16 protein-coding genes are annotated in these 15538 nt (G+C 33.8%); 6 read left to right on the plus strand and 10 right to left on the minus strand.

From position 1 onward, the window contains the following. Positions 1 to 42: 42 nt before the first annotated feature. On the minus strand, positions 43 to 1077 hold the full coding sequence (locus tag EAI80_RS02210) for a lactonase family protein (RefSeq protein ID WP_129980789.1): 1035 nt from the start codon (positions 1075 to 1077) through the stop codon (positions 43 to 45). Positions 1078 to 1204: 127 nt separating this feature from the next. Here EAI80_RS02210 and EAI80_RS02215 point away from each other — a divergent pair, with 127 nt between their 5' ends. Further along, entirely contained in the window at positions 1205 to 1696 is a 492-nt protein-coding gene (locus EAI80_RS02215; protein WP_006506908.1) for an Lrp/AsnC family transcriptional regulator, read from the plus strand. A 1-nt stretch (position 1697) separates the two neighbouring features. Continuing rightward, complete coding sequence (locus EAI80_RS02220; protein WP_022424917.1) at positions 1698 to 2876, plus strand: aminotransferase class I/II-fold pyridoxal phosphate-dependent enzyme; 1179 nt, start codon at positions 1698 to 1700, stop codon at positions 2874 to 2876. Here EAI80_RS02220 and EAI80_RS02225 read toward each other — a convergent pair. From EAI80_RS02225 to EAI80_RS02260, 8 genes are all read right to left on the minus strand, one after another. Beyond that, positions 2873 to 3502 carry an epoxyqueuosine reductase QueH gene (locus EAI80_RS02225; protein WP_129980790.1) on the minus strand — a complete coding sequence of 210 codons (630 nt, stop codon included), beginning with the start codon at positions 3500 to 3502 and terminating at the stop codon, positions 2873 to 2875. The genes EAI80_RS02220 and EAI80_RS02225 overlap by 4 nt on opposite strands. Further along, a complete protein-coding gene (gene queA, locus EAI80_RS02230; RefSeq protein ID WP_055234297.1) occupies positions 3502 to 4527 on the minus strand; it encodes a tRNA preQ1(34) S-adenosylmethionine ribosyltransferase-isomerase QueA in 1026 nt (341 codons plus the stop codon). Before queA ends, EAI80_RS02225 begins: the two co-directional genes overlap by 1 nt. A 4-nt stretch (positions 4528 to 4531) precedes the next feature. Next, positions 4532 to 5665 (minus strand): tRNA guanosine(34) transglycosylase Tgt, encoded by a 1134-nt coding sequence (tgt, locus tag EAI80_RS02235; RefSeq protein WP_022424920.1) that lies wholly within the window; start codon positions 5663 to 5665, stop codon positions 4532 to 4534. A 231-nt stretch (positions 5666 to 5896) separates the two neighbouring features. Next, positions 5897 to 6094: a hypothetical protein gene (locus EAI80_RS02240; RefSeq protein WP_129980791.1), complete on the minus strand. Its 198-nt coding sequence runs from the start codon at positions 6092 to 6094 to the stop codon at positions 5897 to 5899. Positions 6095 to 6196: 102 nt separating this feature from the next. Next, complete coding sequence (locus EAI80_RS02245) at positions 6197 to 7147, minus strand: GTP-binding protein (RefSeq protein ID WP_129980792.1); 951 nt, start codon at positions 7145 to 7147, stop codon at positions 6197 to 6199. Between the two features lie 3 nt (positions 7148 to 7150). After that, positions 7151 to 8275: a GTP-binding protein gene (locus EAI80_RS02250; RefSeq protein ID WP_129980793.1), complete on the minus strand. Its 1125-nt coding sequence runs from the start codon at positions 8273 to 8275 to the stop codon at positions 7151 to 7153. A gap of 75 nt (positions 8276 to 8350) precedes the next feature. Further along, on the minus strand, positions 8351 to 9154 hold the full coding sequence (locus EAI80_RS02255; RefSeq protein ID WP_129980794.1) for an HAD family hydrolase: 804 nt from the start codon (positions 9152 to 9154) through the stop codon (positions 8351 to 8353). A gap of 2 nt (positions 9155 to 9156) precedes the next feature. Next, positions 9157 to 9576: a hypothetical protein gene (locus EAI80_RS02260; RefSeq protein ID WP_129980795.1), complete on the minus strand. Its 420-nt coding sequence runs from the start codon at positions 9574 to 9576 to the stop codon at positions 9157 to 9159. A 116-nt stretch (positions 9577 to 9692) separates the two neighbouring features. Between EAI80_RS02260 and EAI80_RS02265 the strand changes: the two genes are divergently transcribed. Further along, positions 9693 to 10484, plus strand: a complete 792-nt coding sequence (locus EAI80_RS02265; RefSeq protein ID WP_129980796.1) for a histidinol-phosphatase HisJ family protein — start codon at positions 9693 to 9695, stop codon at positions 10482 to 10484. 147 nt (positions 10485 to 10631) lie between these two features. Continuing rightward, positions 10632 to 10928 (plus strand): PTS sugar transporter subunit IIB, encoded by a 297-nt coding sequence (locus EAI80_RS02270; RefSeq protein WP_022424927.1) that lies wholly within the window; start codon positions 10632 to 10634, stop codon positions 10926 to 10928. Positions 10929 to 10980: 52 nt separating this feature from the next. On the opposite strand, the gene EAI80_RS02275 is transcribed toward EAI80_RS02270, so the two are convergent. Then, a complete protein-coding gene (locus tag EAI80_RS02275) occupies positions 10981 to 13086 on the minus strand; it encodes a SulP family inorganic anion transporter (RefSeq protein ID WP_129980797.1) in 2106 nt (701 codons plus the stop codon). Between the two features lie 186 nt (positions 13087 to 13272). Between EAI80_RS02275 and serC the strand changes: the two genes are divergently transcribed. Both serC and EAI80_RS02285 read left to right on the plus strand, forming a co-directional pair. Then, a complete protein-coding gene (serC, locus tag EAI80_RS02280) occupies positions 13273 to 14358 on the plus strand; it encodes a 3-phosphoserine/phosphohydroxythreonine transaminase (protein ID WP_129980798.1) in 1086 nt (361 codons plus the stop codon). A 1-nt stretch (position 14359) separates the two neighbouring features. Further along, positions 14360 to 15526, plus strand: coding sequence for a phosphoglycerate dehydrogenase (locus tag EAI80_RS02285; protein WP_006507039.1), 1167 nt, complete (start codon positions 14360 to 14362; stop codon positions 15524 to 15526). Positions 15527 to 15538 lie beyond the last annotated feature (12 nt).

A 15538-nucleotide genomic window follows, 5' to 3' on the forward strand; every position in this document is an offset into this window, starting at 1 on the left:
TTTAAATTACTTAATGATATAATAAAAAAGATTGAGCTAAGCTCAATCTTCAACACATACGCATACGGGTGCTGGAATCTCTAATTCAGAATCTGTCATCAATAGCTTTTCATTCTCTTCATCAAAAGTAAGTACCTGAAGCTTATTATCTTCCTGTGCACCTACAATAACATACTTATCGTCAATAATATTAAAGTCTCTAGGTTCTTTACCAGTATGTACCATATAAAGTAAAGAAATCTTACCATTCTCTTTATTGACTCTATATAAGGCAATAGAATTATGACCTCTATTAGAAATAAGTAGATGTTCTCCACTCTTTGTGAGATGAATTGCGGCAGCTGCATTAAATCCCTTAAAATGACGTGGAACACAATGAATGGCCTGAACTAAACTCATACGACCCTCATTATATTTAAAGACCATGATCTTATTTGCAATCTCATTAATGAGATAACCATAACGCCCATCCTGTGAGAAAATCAAATGTCTAGGACCAGAACCAGGTACAACATTTACTGTATAATCTGTATTCTCTTTAAGAACACCATCTTTATAATTGTACATTACAATCTTATCAGCCCCTAAATCTACAGCATATAAGAAACGTCTGTCAGGTGTAAAACCAACATTATGTACATGAGGTGCAGTCTGTCTCTTTAATAAATCAGGCCCCATACCAGTATGTCTCACAGCACCAATCTTATGATCAATACGATAATTTTCTAGTTTATAGGCAGCTGTTGCACCAACATGATAATTAGCTGCAAAGATATACTTATTATCATCAGAGATACATAAATGTGTATAACTTCTACCAGAAGAAGAATAGTTATTATTAAGAATCAATTCATTCTTATGAATACTAAAACTTCCTAATCCTCCACCTTCATTATTAGATTTTGCATTCTTATAAGATACATAAAGTTCTTTATTTTTCGCAATCAGATATGATGGAAAATCTTGAGTTAAAATCTGTTGTATTTTCTTTAATTCTAATGTTTCTTCATTAAAAGAAACGATATAGATTCCTTTATCGTTACCTTTACCGTAACTTGCAACATAAAACGTTTTCATAGGACACCTCCACATGAAAATATTTTATCACAATTATTCTCTATTTACTAATGAGTTTCATTATTATAAAATGATTGTACAATAGTCAAAGGAGGACAAAAGGTTGGATAATAAGGAACTTTTATCTATGAGTGATGGTCTTTTAATTCAATTATTACAGAAAAATGCAAGATATAAGGTTTCTGACCTAGCCGCTGCGCTAGCAGAATCTAAAGACAGCATTGTAGAAAGATTAAATAGACTAGAAAAAGAGAAGATTATTTGTGGTTACCATACTATTGTCAACTGGGACAAGACAAATACTGAACTTGTGACTGCGATGATTGAGATTAATGCTATTCCTGAAAGAGAATATGGTTATGATCGTATTGCGTCACATATTTATAAGTATGAAGAAATTGAAACAATGTATTTATTATCAGGTGATTATGATTTTATGTGCATTGTGAAGGGTCGTACTATGCAGGAAGTCGCGCACTTTGTTGCATCTAAATTAGCATGTATTCCTGGTGTTACAGGAACAAAAACAACATTTGTGTTAAAGCCATATAAGACAGATGGACATGTCCTAGTAGATGATGAAGATGGTAAAAATACGCGACTGGTGGTGACTCCATAAAATGGATTATGAGAAGAAATTAAGTACCGCAGCACAAACTATTAAACCAAGTGGTATTCGTAAGTTCTTTGATCTTGCAAACCAGATGGAAGGTGTTATTTCATTAGGTGTAGGGGAACCTGATTTTGCGACACCTTGGAAGATTAGAGAAGCTGCAATCTATTCAATTGAAAAAGGACGTACTTTCTATACTGCAAACAGAGGTTTATTAGAATTACGTCAGGAAATTAGTAATTATTATTATCGTCGTTTTGGTGTACATTATGATCCTGAAAATGAAATTATTGTGACTGTAGGCGGTTCAGAAGGTATCGATATCGCAGTAAGAGCCTTAATGAATCCAGGTGATGAAATGATTATCTTAGACCCAGGATATGTTGCTTATGAACCAAGTGTTATTCTTTCAGGAGGAGTACCTGTAAGAATTCACCTAGAAGAAAAAGATGAATTCAAATTAACACCTGAAAAGCTCAAAGCAGCTATTACACCAAAGACAAAGGTCATGTTGATCAATTTCCCATCAAATCCAACAGGTGGGGCAATGACAAGAGAAGACTATGAGAAACTTGTACCTATTATTAAAGAATCAGGTATTATTGTTATATCAGATGAAATCTATGCAGAATTAAGTTATGAAGAACCATTTAGTACATTGGCTTCATTCCCAGAAATCAGAGATCAGATTGTTGTCATCAATGGTTTCTCTAAAGCTTATGCTATGACAGGCTGGAGATTAGGTTATGTCCTTGCAAACCCAGTACTCTCTAAGGCAATGTGTAAGATTCATCAGTATATTATCATGTCAGCACCTACTGGTGCACAATATGGTGCAATAGATGGCCTGAGACATTGTGATAAAGAAGTAGAAGAAATGAGAGCTTCTTATCTCTCACGTAGAAACTTCCTTGTAAAAACATTTAATGATATGGGACTTCATACATTTAACCCAATGGGTGCTTTCTATGTATTCCCATGTATCCGTTCTACAGGACTTACATCTGAAGAATTCTGTGAAGAACTATTAAATGATCAGAAGGTAGCCTGTGTACCAGGTACAGCCTTTGGTGATGCTGGAGAAGGATTTATTCGTGTCTCTTATGCATACTCACTAGAAGAATTAAAAATTGCGACTGAGAAGATTAAACTATTCTTAGATAACTTAAAAAACAGATCTCATTAGAGGTCTGTTTTTTCTCTTTCCTGCATCTCCTGATAGCTATAAACACAGCCACAGTAGTTCTGTCTATACATATGATATTCATCACTCATACGTGTTGATTTCAAATAACCATTATCCTTCTTAAAATCACTATGAAGGAATTTTGGTGCTTCTAGATCTAAATCATCACCAATCTCATTGATCCATTGGCTATTCTTATGAGGAGAAACAGACAACACAGTTGTCCAATAATCAAAACCATGCATTCTAGCATAATCTCTTGCTTTCTTCATTCTTACTTTATAACACACATAACAGCGATAGCCCTTTTCTCCAGTATCCTTATATGGCGCAATATGCGTTAAATATTCTTCAGGATTATAGGTATCTTCTACCACCTGCACATTCTGGTTCTCTTTATCATTGAACTCTTTCACAAATCTTTCTAACTCAGATTCACGACGATGATACTCATCAGCAGGGTAGATATTACTATTTGTATAATAAATAGTAATATCAAAGTACTGACATAACTCTTTAATTACATTAGAAGAACAAGGACCACAACATGCATGAAGCAATAACTTTGGACGTCCTTCTAAATGTTTAAGAGTCTCCAACATCACTAAACGATAATTCTGTTTCATTAGTGAATAAACATTGCATCACCAAATGAGAAGAAACGATACTTCTCATTTACTGCAATCTTATAGGCATTTAAGATATGTTCTCTACCTGCAAGAGCACTTACAAGCATCACTAATGTAGATTTAGGAAGATGGAAGTTTGTGATCAATGCATCAATACCAGTAAATGTATAACCAGGATAAATAAAGATATTTGTATTTTCATGAGCTGCTTTGAAGCATCCATATTTAGAATGGTTAGCTTCTAGTGTACGACAAGAAGTAGTACCTACCGCAATAATACGTCTACCTTCTTTTTTAGCCTGATTTAATTTTTCAGCTACTTCTTCACTAATTTCATAATATTCACTATGCATATGATGTTCTAATACATTTTCTACCTTAACAGGTCTAAATGTACCTAAACCAACATGTAAAGTCACATCTAGGATTTCAACCCCTTTTTCTCTTACTTTCTGAAGTAATTCTTCAGTAAAATGTAAGCCTGCAGTAGGGGCAGCAGCACTACCTTCTACCTTTGCATAGACTGTCTGATAACGATCAGGATCATTTAACTTTTCTTTAATATATGGTGGTAAAGGCATAATACCTAACTGATCAAGAATTTCATAGAAAATTCCATCATAAATCATCTTGAAGATACGAATACCTTCTTCTCTGATTTCAGTACACTGAGCCTTTAAACGACCATCACCAAAAGTAATCACAGTACCTAGTTTTACAATCTTCGCATTACCTACTAAACATTCCCATAAATCATCATGAAGATCCTTTAATAAAAGAACTTCTACATGTCCACCAGTTTCTTCCTTAAGACCATAAAGACGTGCTGGAATAACCTTTGTATTATTCCTTACAAGCACATCACCAGGCTTTAGATAATCTAAAATATCATAGAAATGTTTATGTTCAACATCTCCTGTTTCTTTATCTAGAACCATTAAACGTGAAGTATCACGTTTCTTTAATGGTGTCTGTGCAATTAATTCTTCTGGAAGATCATAATCAAATAATTCAATATCCATAAAACTAAAACGCCCTTTCATAAACATCACGACCATACTGTTCTAAGAATTCTTCCTTAAAATCAGCTAAACGGTCTTCTTGAATTGCTTTTCTAATATCTGCTGCAAGATCTAATAAGAATGCAACATTGTGAATAGATAATAAAGACTTACCAAAGATTTCATCACACTTGTGAAGATGTCTTAAATAAGCTCTTGTATAATTTCTACATGCATAACAATGACACTTATCATCAATAGGAGTAAAGTCACGTTTATACTTTTCATTATTGATATTCATACGTCCATGATGTGTCATAAGTGCACCATGTCTTGCGACACGTGTAGGAAGTACACAGTCAAACATATCAATACCTCTCATAGCACCTTCGATTAAATCAATAGGATTACCTACGCCCATTAAATATCTAGGCTTATCTTCAGGTAACCACTTGACACTATCTTCAATCATTTTATACATGATTGGTTTAGGTTCACCTACAGAAGTACCACCAATAGAATAACCAGGGAAATCCATATCAACTAAAGTCTTAGCACTTAGTTCACGTAAATCCGCAAACTCACCACCCTGGACAATACCAAATAAAGCCTGGTCTTCTCTCTTATGTGCTTCCTGACCTCTCTTAGCCCATCTTAATGTTCTTTCTACAGAATTCTTCATATAATCATGAGTACATGGATAAGGTGCACATTCATCAAAACTCATAATAATATCAGCCCCTAAATCTTCCTGAATTGCGATAGACTTCTCAGGAGATAAGAATAGCTTAGAACCATCTACAATACTCTTGAAGGTAACACCTTCTTCTTCAATCTTACGTGTCTTACCTAATGAGAATACCTGGAATCCTCCAGAGTCTGTAAGAATAGGCCCATCATAGTTCATGAACTGATGAAGCCCTCCTGCATCTCTTACAATATCACTTCCTGGTCTTAACCATAAATGATAAGTATTCGCAAGTACAACCTGAGAGCCCATTTCTTTAAGCTGTTCAGGAGAAATACCTTTTACTGTTGCCAGTGTTCCTACAGGCATGAACATAGGTGTTTCTACATCACCATGTGGTGTATGAAGAATCCCATATCTTGCGCCTGTCTGTTTACATACGTGTTTACATTCATACCAAAAATCTTTCATTTAATCACCTCGATAACCTTGGATATTATACGAAAAAATACGCATTAAATCAATAAAAAAGGGGAAAGCTCCCTAACGTTAAGCATATTAGGGTAACTCAATAGATTTGGAATTTACTCAAACTATAAAAAATGTCAGGAGTATAAAACTCCTGACAATAGCATTTAGGTGTTAACGTTTTACTCTATACAGAAAATATAACCCCTCTAGTTAGTTTTAAATGACGGAATATTATCTGTTTTTTAAGTCATCCAGTTTTTTAAGGATTAGAAGACCAAAGATAATAATCAGTCCAATAATCATTACGCCATAGGCTCTGATATTTATATCATAAGGGGATATAATATACACTATTTGTTCGACACAAACTAAAGCAAAAAGTGATGAAATAAACCAAATGAAAAATTTTACTACAAGACTGTTCTTCATATATGTTCCTCCAAATTGAAGTATTATTTCTTACATATATATTTTATCATTATCCTCTCCTTTGAAAAAGTAAAACAAAAAAATCCAGGAAATAATCCTGGATTAATCAAATGTGACATATTCGTTATCTAAAGGTTTAGCCCCTTCAACATGATCTACATCAAGAACACAGATATTCGCATTCATAGATGGGTCATATTCAATATGTGTATGACCTTCTAATAGAAGCCATTCATTAGGTATGAATTTAGAGGCATATTCACTTACACAAAGCATACCAATTAATGAAGTATCCTGTTCACAACATACCATTGCATAACGACCAAGAATAAAACCATTAGGAATCACTTTATCACGACCTATGAATTTACCTTTAATTTTAATTGTCTTTTGATCATAACGTTCTGGATGTTCCATCGCATCATAACAGAAGATACCAAAATCATGATCAGCAACTTCTAAATGATCCTGTGTATAATCATATGGTAATTCATCATCCTGCATAGTATTTACAGAACCATCTTTATTTTCATAGATGATCTGACATACAGGATTCATTGCCTTGATGTTGTTTCTTAAAGTAGACTTCTTCATACCATCTTCAATACGGTTAAAGATGACTAAGTCACTCTTAGCACAATGTTGGAATAAGAGTGCACGCATGTTATTCACATAAAGCTGGAAAGTAGAGGCATTAATAGTAGTTAGAATCTGTACAACATCCCAGTTTTCAGGGAATGGTGATTCTACAAACTGATCTACATTCCACATACCATTAAATTCTACAAGAACCTGTGTAGGATGATATTTCTTCTTTAAATCCTTAAAGAAATCGGCAGTTAAGTCTTCTTCATTCTCTACATAAACGATTTCACAGTTATGTTCCTTAATAGCTGCTTCATTATATTCTACTTCACCTTCTTCTGTCACAATAAGCACAGATGTCTCATAATCACAGAAGTCAGTATTAATAATTGTATCGTTGATAAATGTTGTTTTACCACTTTCTAAAAAGCCAGTAAATAGATAAATTCTTGTTTCTAAATTATCCATACATTAACCTTTCATTAAATCATAGATTTTATGTGCATCAAGCTTTTCACCAATCACACACATTCTTCCACCAACATCTGGTGTACATTCACGGATTTCATAATCACCACTTACAAAGTCAAACTCAAACCACTTACCATCAGTACCCTTCACAATACCCTTAGAACGAAGAATATGACCTAAAGATTCGTCAGTACCTAAAGTCTTTAACTTATCATCAAGTTCTTCTTTAGTAAATGGATGTGCTGTTTCAATACCAATACTATTGAATACTTCATCTGCATCATGCATATCTTCTTCATCATAGTATAATGTGCTTTCTCCATCATGGTGATGATGTTCATGATCGTGATGATGACCACATTCACATTCATGATCATGTTCATGGTGATGTCCACATTCGCATTCGTGGTCATGATCATGATGGTGACCACATTCATGGTCATGATCGTGGTGATGATGATGTTCATGATGATGTCCATGAACACTTTCCTGATGTTCCTTTTCAGCCGCAATCAATGCCTTTTCTAAAGCATCCTTATGATTACTTGCTTCAAGAATCATATCACCTGTAATCTGATCCCATGGAGTAGTAACGACTGGTGCATGAGGATTTAATTCTCTAATAATATCTAAACATTCCGCAATCTTTTCTTCAGACACATCCTGTGAACGGCTTAAGATTACACAGCTTGCTGCTCCAATTTGGTTATTAAAGAACTCACCAAAGTTCTTATGATACATCTTACATTTCTTTGCATCTACTACAGTAAAGAAACGATCAAGTGTTAAATCAGCACCATGTACCTTCTGTACAGCCGCAATAATATCAGATAACTTACCAACACCTGTTGGTTCAATAATAATACGATCAGGATGATATGTATCTACAACTTCCTTTAAAGCTGTTTCGAAGTCCCCTGCAAGACTGCAACAAATACAACCCTGACTTAATTCATTGACAGTAATACCTGCATCACGCATAAAACCACCATCAATTCCAATTTCACCAAACTCATTTTCAATGAGTACTAACTTTTCATCTTTTAAAGATTCATTTAATAATTTTTTAATAAGTGTTGTTTTACCAGCACCTAAGAATCCAGAAATAATATCAACTTTTGCCATTTTATTGACTCCTTTCTTAACCATCTCACATTATATCATTTTTCTTAAAAAACGCTCATAAAATGATAAAAAAGCTTATATAAACTTTTCAATAAATAAGCCTATTCCATTAGAATCTTTATCCTCTGTGACATAGTTAGCGACAGCTTTCGCATGAATAGACCCGTTTTCCATTACTACACCAACACCTGCTTCTTCCAACATATCTATATCATTATCTTCATCACCAAAAGCCATACATTGAGATATAGAAATATCATGAAGGGCTAAAGCCTCTTTCAAACCATTAGACTTAGACACATGAGGATTCATATATTCATATAAGAAACTGGTAGTCACTAAGGCAGACGCTTTATATTCTTTATTCTTAAATGATTTAGAACGTTCTACTATCTGAGGCATATAGCTTGGATTACATATAATCATCAATTTACGATAAGGACGTGTTAAGAATGTATCAAAATCTACAACTCTATATTCAATTCCATCACCCTCAGCCATATTTCTAATATAGTCATCATCCTTAGGTGCATATAGAATACCTTCATGACAGATTGTAAAGTTACAATCCATATCTTTGTAATGATTCATGATTTCTTTAATCAATTCAGGACTCAAAGTATGATTCTCCTGATATATATCAAGAATATAATCATCAATCTCAGAACCTCCAGAACCCACTACAAAATCAATACATCCTTCAATACCCCATGATTTCATATGATTTCTTACACTATCTGCATCTCTACCTGTACATATTCCAAATAATATACCTTTACTTCTTGCTTTCTTGATAGCTGCAACAGTTCTTTCATCTACGACCTGTTTACTAGTCAGTAATGTTCCATCTACATCACATACAATAGCACGTATATCCATATTTATTCCCCCGTCATTTTTATTATAGTACTTTGTCTTCTTTTCAATATTCTCTTCATAATGTCTCCTAAATAAGCTGTATAAAGAGTATCTAATACAAATAATAGACTTAATTTTGTGTTATAGGAAGATATTTTCTTATAGTGATTTTCTTTTAACGTAATCTCAATTTCAGGATCATATTCAGTAGAAGAAATCAGTAGAATAGGGACATGATTCTTATGCAAAATTGAAGGAATCTTATCTGATAACATCCCACGTCCATTAAATGTAGTGACTATTGCAAGGCGAGAAGAATCATTTGATGAAAAAAATAATTGTGATTGATATTCTTCTTTTAAGAATTCAATCTTCCTTTTATATTCTGATGTATTACTTTTAGTCGCTAAGTGATAAATAGAAATCACCAAAACATGCTTCACTTATTTCCTGGTTAGACATATGAATCACTTTCTTAGAATTATCTAAAATATTTATCATATTTCTACAACTATATATATGTATGTGTTATAATCCCAAAAAAAGGAAGGTGATATTTATGATAGATGGACATATGCATCTAGAATATGGGGATCTCTCAAAAGAATATATACTACAGTTTGTGGAAAGTGCAGTAAAGAATGGTATGGATGAAATACAGATTCTTGATCACACACATCGTTTTAATGAATTTAGACCTGTTTATGAAGGCGTAAGAAAAGCATCTCCTTATCAAGAAGAATGGTTAAACAATAAAGAAATGAAGTTTCATAGTACTTTAGATGAATATTGTGCTTTGATTAAAGAAATCAAGGCAATGGATTTACCTATTAAGGTGTCTTTTGGTTTAGAGGTATGTTATGTACCTGAATATGAAGAAACAATTCGAGAAATATTAAAACCTTATCATTTTGATTTCTTAGTAGGAGCCATTCATTCTATCGACGGTAAACTCTATGATATGAAATGGTCAGAAGAAATCTTATGGAACAAGTATCCTGTGGATAAAATCTATAAGAGATACTATGAATGTGTTTTCTCACTTGTAAAATCTGATTTATTTACACAGCTTGCACATCCAGATACGATTAAGATGTTTGGCCATTATCCTACTTATGACTTACAGCCTACATATGATGAACTTGCTGAATTATTAAATGAACATCATATGAAAGCAGAAAACAATGTAGGATGTTACTATCGTTATCATACACTTGATATAGGCTTATCCGATCAGTTATTACAGACCTTTAAAAAACATCATGTCCAGATGATTACTGCAAGTGATGCGCATCATCCAGAAGATGTAGGTCGTAATATAGCGGATGTCTGGGATAAAACAATGAAGTGAAGACTATCTTCACTTTTTTGATATATTTTTATCATAATAGTACTTGAATGATATACAAATATTGATAAGTTTGTTTCTAATTTTATATTGAATGATTCACTGGAATTTAATGAATATATAATAAATATAGAGGAAGGAGAGAAACTTATGAAGAAGATTTTATTGGTGTGTAATGCTGGTATGTCAACAAGTATGCTTGTACTCAAGATGGAAAAAGCAGCACAGGATAAAGGTATTGAAATGGAAGTAAAGGCTCTCCCAGTAACAGATGCAGAAAAAGAACTCAATGACTGGGATGTCATTATGTTAGGTCCACAAGTTCGTCATATGGAAAAGAGATTAAGAGAATTAACATCTACACCTATTGAAGTTATCAATATGCGTGACTATGGTATGATGAATGGTGAAAAGGTTTTAGATGCTGCTCTGAAAATCCTCGGATAATATTTGATAATTGTATTATTCCTTAATGTGAAAAGTGAAGATGGGTTCATCTTCACTTTTTATTTTTCTCCAGTCTTTCTAAATGTTTCTGATGGAGCTCTTTATAATGATTAAAAGCATGAGGATTTAATTCCTGCAGCTTCTTTTCATATTTGCTACGGTACTGTTTTAATACACGTAATGTTTCAGGATTCATTTCCTGTAACTTTTCTTCAATACGATCACGATATTGTTCGAGTCGTTCTTCTACATACTGCTCATTTTCATGAATCTTTTCCATGATTTCTGGAATATGCATTTCTAGTCTTGATAAGAATTCATCCGCTTCAATCAAACCTAGTTCACCAAAGTTTGTATGATTTTCAATATCCTTTAATAGATCAGGAGATAAGTCTGTTTTAGAATGAATCTTATCCAACATTTCTTGAGTCATCTTCTGTTTATACTTTTCAGCTTCATTTCCAAAGGCCCATTCTAATTCAGGTTGTATAAATGAGATATGAGATGTTTCTAAATCTTCTAATGGATAAGGAGGTACAAGCCCACAATCTAATAAAGCCTGCTGCATTGTACGTCTTACATGACCACTTGTAATTATTTCTATACCACCATTTTCTCTTAATGCCTGATTAAGATGATCCATATGACGTGTTAGATAGAAATCTATATTTCTTTTCTGTAGATCATTATAGAAGATAACCAAACGATCAATTGCAGTAAAATCAATATTACTAATACCAGATGCATCTACAATAACCTGCTCAGTATCTTCTTTAATCGCTTTTTCTATATCTTCCTGGAACTTATCAATATTCGCAAAAAATAGATTTCCTGGGAAACGATAAATAATAGTATGTTTAATTGGTCTTGCATTCGCATTCTTCTCTAGGTTAAAGAAACCTGTCTGTCCGGGAATAACACCTAAGAAATGGGCTGGTGGAGTGACAGCCTTAATAACTACAGCGAGGAATGATAAGACAATACCGATTACTACACCATAAATAGTTCCAAAGATAAGTACTCCACAACATGCTGCCATAAAGATATAGAACTCATTTCTACTTTCTTTAAATAAACGTTTACCTAACGCAAAGTGACAGGCACCAAGTAAGGCAGTAATCACAATCGCAGTTAAAATAGGAACAGGAAGATATTCAATGAACCCTGTACCAAATAATAGAAGAAGTGCCATAGTTGCAGCAGCTGATAAGCTCATCGCCTGAGTCTTACATCCATACTGTCTTGCGAGACCAGTTCTAGAAACAGAACCATTCGTTGGACAGCATCCTACAAGTGAAGTAGCCAGTTCAGCCATACCATAGGCAAATATTTCTTTATTTCCATCTAATTTATAGCCATCTTTCATTGCATTACCCTGTGCAGATAATAAAGTCTGTGCGAGTACAACTATCGCAATAGATAATGTAGTAAAGAATAAAGCAGAAATATCTACATGGGCAATAGAAGGGATCACAAGTTTTGGTAAACCTGAATCAACATGAGGTAACAGTTTTACTCCATATTTTTCTAAAGGGAATACGGCAGTCAATAAAGCCCCTATAAACATCATAAGAATAGGCATAGGAATCTTCTTATTTATTCTCTTTACGACAAGAATAATGACAAGGGTACTAATACCTAATACAAAAGATAAACCATTAAAGAGTGGTAACTCTTTAATAATATGATTGACTAGTTCGAATATTTCACCTGTTCCTGTTGTCCCACCAAAGAGTTTAGGAACAAGCATCATAATAATAGATAAACAGATACCTGTTACGAATCCACCCATGACAGGTGTAGAAATATACTTAACAGCACGTCCTGCTTTAATAATTGAAAAGAAGATCAACCATAAAGCAACCATGAGTGCAATAACAGGGACCACCTGCATTGCTTCTTTAGTTCCTGCAGTAATACCAAGAGATGCAAGAGCACTTCCAGTAAGAGCTGCAGGGGCTGCATCTACACCAAATACAAAATCATGACTCGTAGTAAAAAAACTAAATACGAGAATAGGAACCAAAGAACCATATAAACCATAGACCATTGGCAGACCTGCTACCTGAGCATAACCCATGGATATAGGAATAGATATAAAAGCAACAATAATACCTGCAAAAATATCATTCATTGTCGCATTCTTAAATTTCTTCATACGCCACCTCTTTCTTAATTCTAATTATAATGATTTATCAAAATGAGTCTATCTCTATCAAAATGCGCCTATATTGTATACAATCTGAAATAATTTTTAAATTATTTGTATTTTTTAATAATATCAGTGGACAAATTTGTAATAAACTAATATAATGCATATAAATTAAAAAGGAGGACGTCGAAAATGACAGATAAGAGAGTTTATAATTTTTCTGCAGGACCATCTCAGTTACCTGTAGAGGTATTAAAGGAAGCAGCAGATCAGATGCTGAATTATAAAGGCTCAGGAATGAGCGTAATGGAGATGAGTCATCGTTCCTCAACATACCAAAAGATTTTTGATGATACAAAAGCAACTTTAAAGAAAGTTTTAAATATTCCAGATAACTATAAGATTCTATTATTACAAGGAGGGGCAACACAGGAATTCACAAACATTGCCTTAAATCTTATGGTGAATGGTAAATCAGATTATATCGTTACAGGAAGCTTCTCTGGCAAAGCTGCAAAAGAAGCGGCCAAGTTTGGGGATGTTCATATTGCCTATAACGGTAAGGACAACGATTTTACAGAAATTCCTACACAGGATCAGTTAGATATTCGTGAAGGTGTTGATTATGTACATCTTTGTAACAACAACACTATCTATGGTACAGAGTGGAACTATGTACCAGATACAAAGGGTGCACCACTTGTAGTAGATATGTCTTCTGATATCTTATCAAGACCTGTAGATGTTTCTAAATATGGTGTTATTTATGCCGGTGCACAAAAGAATATGGGGATTGCCGGACTCGGTGTTGTGATTATTAGAGAAGATCTAGTAAAACCACATCCAGCTAATATTCCAGTTCTTTCTGAATTAGATACTATGTTAGAAAAGGATTCTATGTATAACACACCACCATGCTGGGCTATTTATATGTTAGGTCTTGTAGTGAAATGGATTGATGAACAGGGTGGACTAGAAGTGATGAAGGAAAAGAATGAAAAGAAAGCTAAACTTCTTTATGACTACTTAGATCAGTCTGATTTCTATAAACCACATGCAAAGAAAGATGCACGTTCTAATATGAATGTGACTTTCACAACACCATCTAAGGAATTAGATGCTGAATTTGTAAAGGAATCTATTGCAGCAGGTATGACAAACTTAAAAGGACATCGTAGTGTAGGTGGTATTAGAGCATCTATCTACAATGCAATGCCTTATGAAGGTGTAGAATATTTAGTTAATTTCATGAAAGAATTCGAGGAGAAACATAAATAGTATGTATAAGATTAAAACTTTAAATAAGATTTCTGAACAGGGCTTAGAAATCTTTGACGATAATTATGAAGTCGGTGATAATTTAGAACATGAAGATGGGATCTTAGTTAGATCAGCTAAATTACATGACTATGATTTTCCAGCTGAATTAAAGGCTATTGCAAGAGCAGGTGCAGGTGTCAACAATATTCCTGTAGATACATGTACTGAAAAAGGGATCTGTGTATTTAATACACCAGGGGCTAATGCGAATGCGGTTAAAGAATTAGTATTATGTGCTTTAATCTTAAGTTCAAGACAGGTGATTCCTGGTATTGAATGGGTAAAGACATTACCAGCTGATGATTTTGGAAAAGCTGTAGAAAAAGGTAAGAGCCAGTTTGTTGGTCCTGAAATTGATGGTAAGAAGCTTGGTGTTATTGGTTTAGGGGCAATTGGTGTGAATGTAGCCAATGCAGCTGTTAAATTAGGTATGGAAGTATATGGTTATGATCCATATATCAGTGTCAATGCAGCATGGAAACTATCTAAATGGGTTCATAAAGCAGCTACTGTAGAAGAATTATTCAAGGAATGTGACTATATTACTATCCATGTACCAGCAACTCCTGATACAAAGAATATGATCAACAAGAAGTCACTTGCAATGATGAAAGACGGTGTACGTATCTTGAACTTTGCACGTGATACATTAGTAAATACTGAAGATATCATTAAAGCATTAAAGTCAGGAAAAGTGGCACGTTATATTACAGACTTTGGTTCTAAAGAACTTGTAGAAACTGAAAATACAGTTGTATTGCCACACTTAGGTGCTTCTACTCCAGAATCAGAAGATAACTGTGCAACTATGGCTGTAAAAGAAATGATTGATTACTTAGAAAATGGTAATATTCAGAACTCTGTTAACTTGCCTACAGTTGTAGAACCACGTACTACAACATATCGTGTATGTATTATTCATAAGAATATTCCTAACATGTTAGCTGTATTTGCGAACGCATTTGCGAAAAAGAGCATGAACATTGAAAACATGGTCAATAAAGCACGTGGTGAATATGCATATACTGTCATTGATACAAATGATTTATCAGAAGATATCACCAAAGTGATTGAAAATCATGAAGGTGTTATTAAAGCTAGAATTATTGCGAAGATTGTTTTCTAAATCCTTCTTTTT

It is taken from the genome of Catenibacterium sp. co_0103, from assembly GCF_004168205.1.
In the GTDB taxonomy this organism is placed as follows: Bacteria; Bacillota_I; Bacilli_A; order Erysipelotrichales; family Coprobacillaceae; genus Catenibacterium; species Catenibacterium mitsuoka_A.

Bases quoted from the DNA above. Each gene is read 5' to 3' on its own strand.
- EAI80_RS02210 (WP_129980789.1), bottom strand. From the start codon at position 1,077: ATGAAAACGTTTTATGTTGCAAGTTACGGTAAAGGTAACGATAAAGGA.
- EAI80_RS02215 (WP_006506908.1), top strand. From the start codon at position 1,205: ATGAGTGATGGTCTTTTAATTCAATTATTACAGAAAAATGCAAGATAT.
- EAI80_RS02220 (WP_022424917.1), top strand. From the start codon at position 1,698: ATGGATTATGAGAAGAAATTAAGTACCGCAGCACAAACTATTAAACCA.
- EAI80_RS02225 (WP_129980790.1), bottom strand. From the start codon at position 3,502: ATGAAACAGAATTATCGTTTAGTGATGTTGGAGACTCTTAAACATTTA.
- queA (WP_055234297.1), bottom strand. From the start codon at position 4,527: ATGGATATTGAATTATTTGATTATGATCTTCCAGAAGAATTAATTGCA.
- tgt (WP_022424920.1), bottom strand. From the start codon at position 5,665: ATGAAAGATTTTTGGTATGAATGTAAACACGTATGTAAACAGACAGGC.
- EAI80_RS02240 (WP_129980791.1), bottom strand. From the start codon at position 6,094: ATGAAGAACAGTCTTGTAGTAAAATTTTTCATTTGGTTTATTTCATCA.
- EAI80_RS02245 (WP_129980792.1), bottom strand. From the start codon at position 7,147: ATGGATAATTTAGAAACAAGAATTTATCTATTTACTGGCTTTTTAGAA.
- EAI80_RS02250 (WP_129980793.1), bottom strand. From the start codon at position 8,275: ATGGCAAAAGTTGATATTATTTCTGGATTCTTAGGTGCTGGTAAAACA.
- EAI80_RS02255 (WP_129980794.1), bottom strand. From the start codon at position 9,154: ATGGATATACGTGCTATTGTATGTGATGTAGATGGAACATTACTGACT.
- EAI80_RS02265 (WP_129980796.1), top strand. From the start codon at position 9,693: ATGATAGATGGACATATGCATCTAGAATATGGGGATCTCTCAAAAGAA.
- EAI80_RS02270 (WP_022424927.1), top strand. From the start codon at position 10,632: ATGAAGAAGATTTTATTGGTGTGTAATGCTGGTATGTCAACAAGTATG.
- EAI80_RS02275 (WP_129980797.1), bottom strand. From the start codon at position 13,086: ATGAAGAAATTTAAGAATGCGACAATGAATGATATTTTTGCAGGTATT.
- serC (WP_129980798.1), top strand. From the start codon at position 13,273: ATGACAGATAAGAGAGTTTATAATTTTTCTGCAGGACCATCTCAGTTA.
- EAI80_RS02285 (WP_006507039.1), top strand. From the start codon at position 14,360: ATGTATAAGATTAAAACTTTAAATAAGATTTCTGAACAGGGCTTAGAA.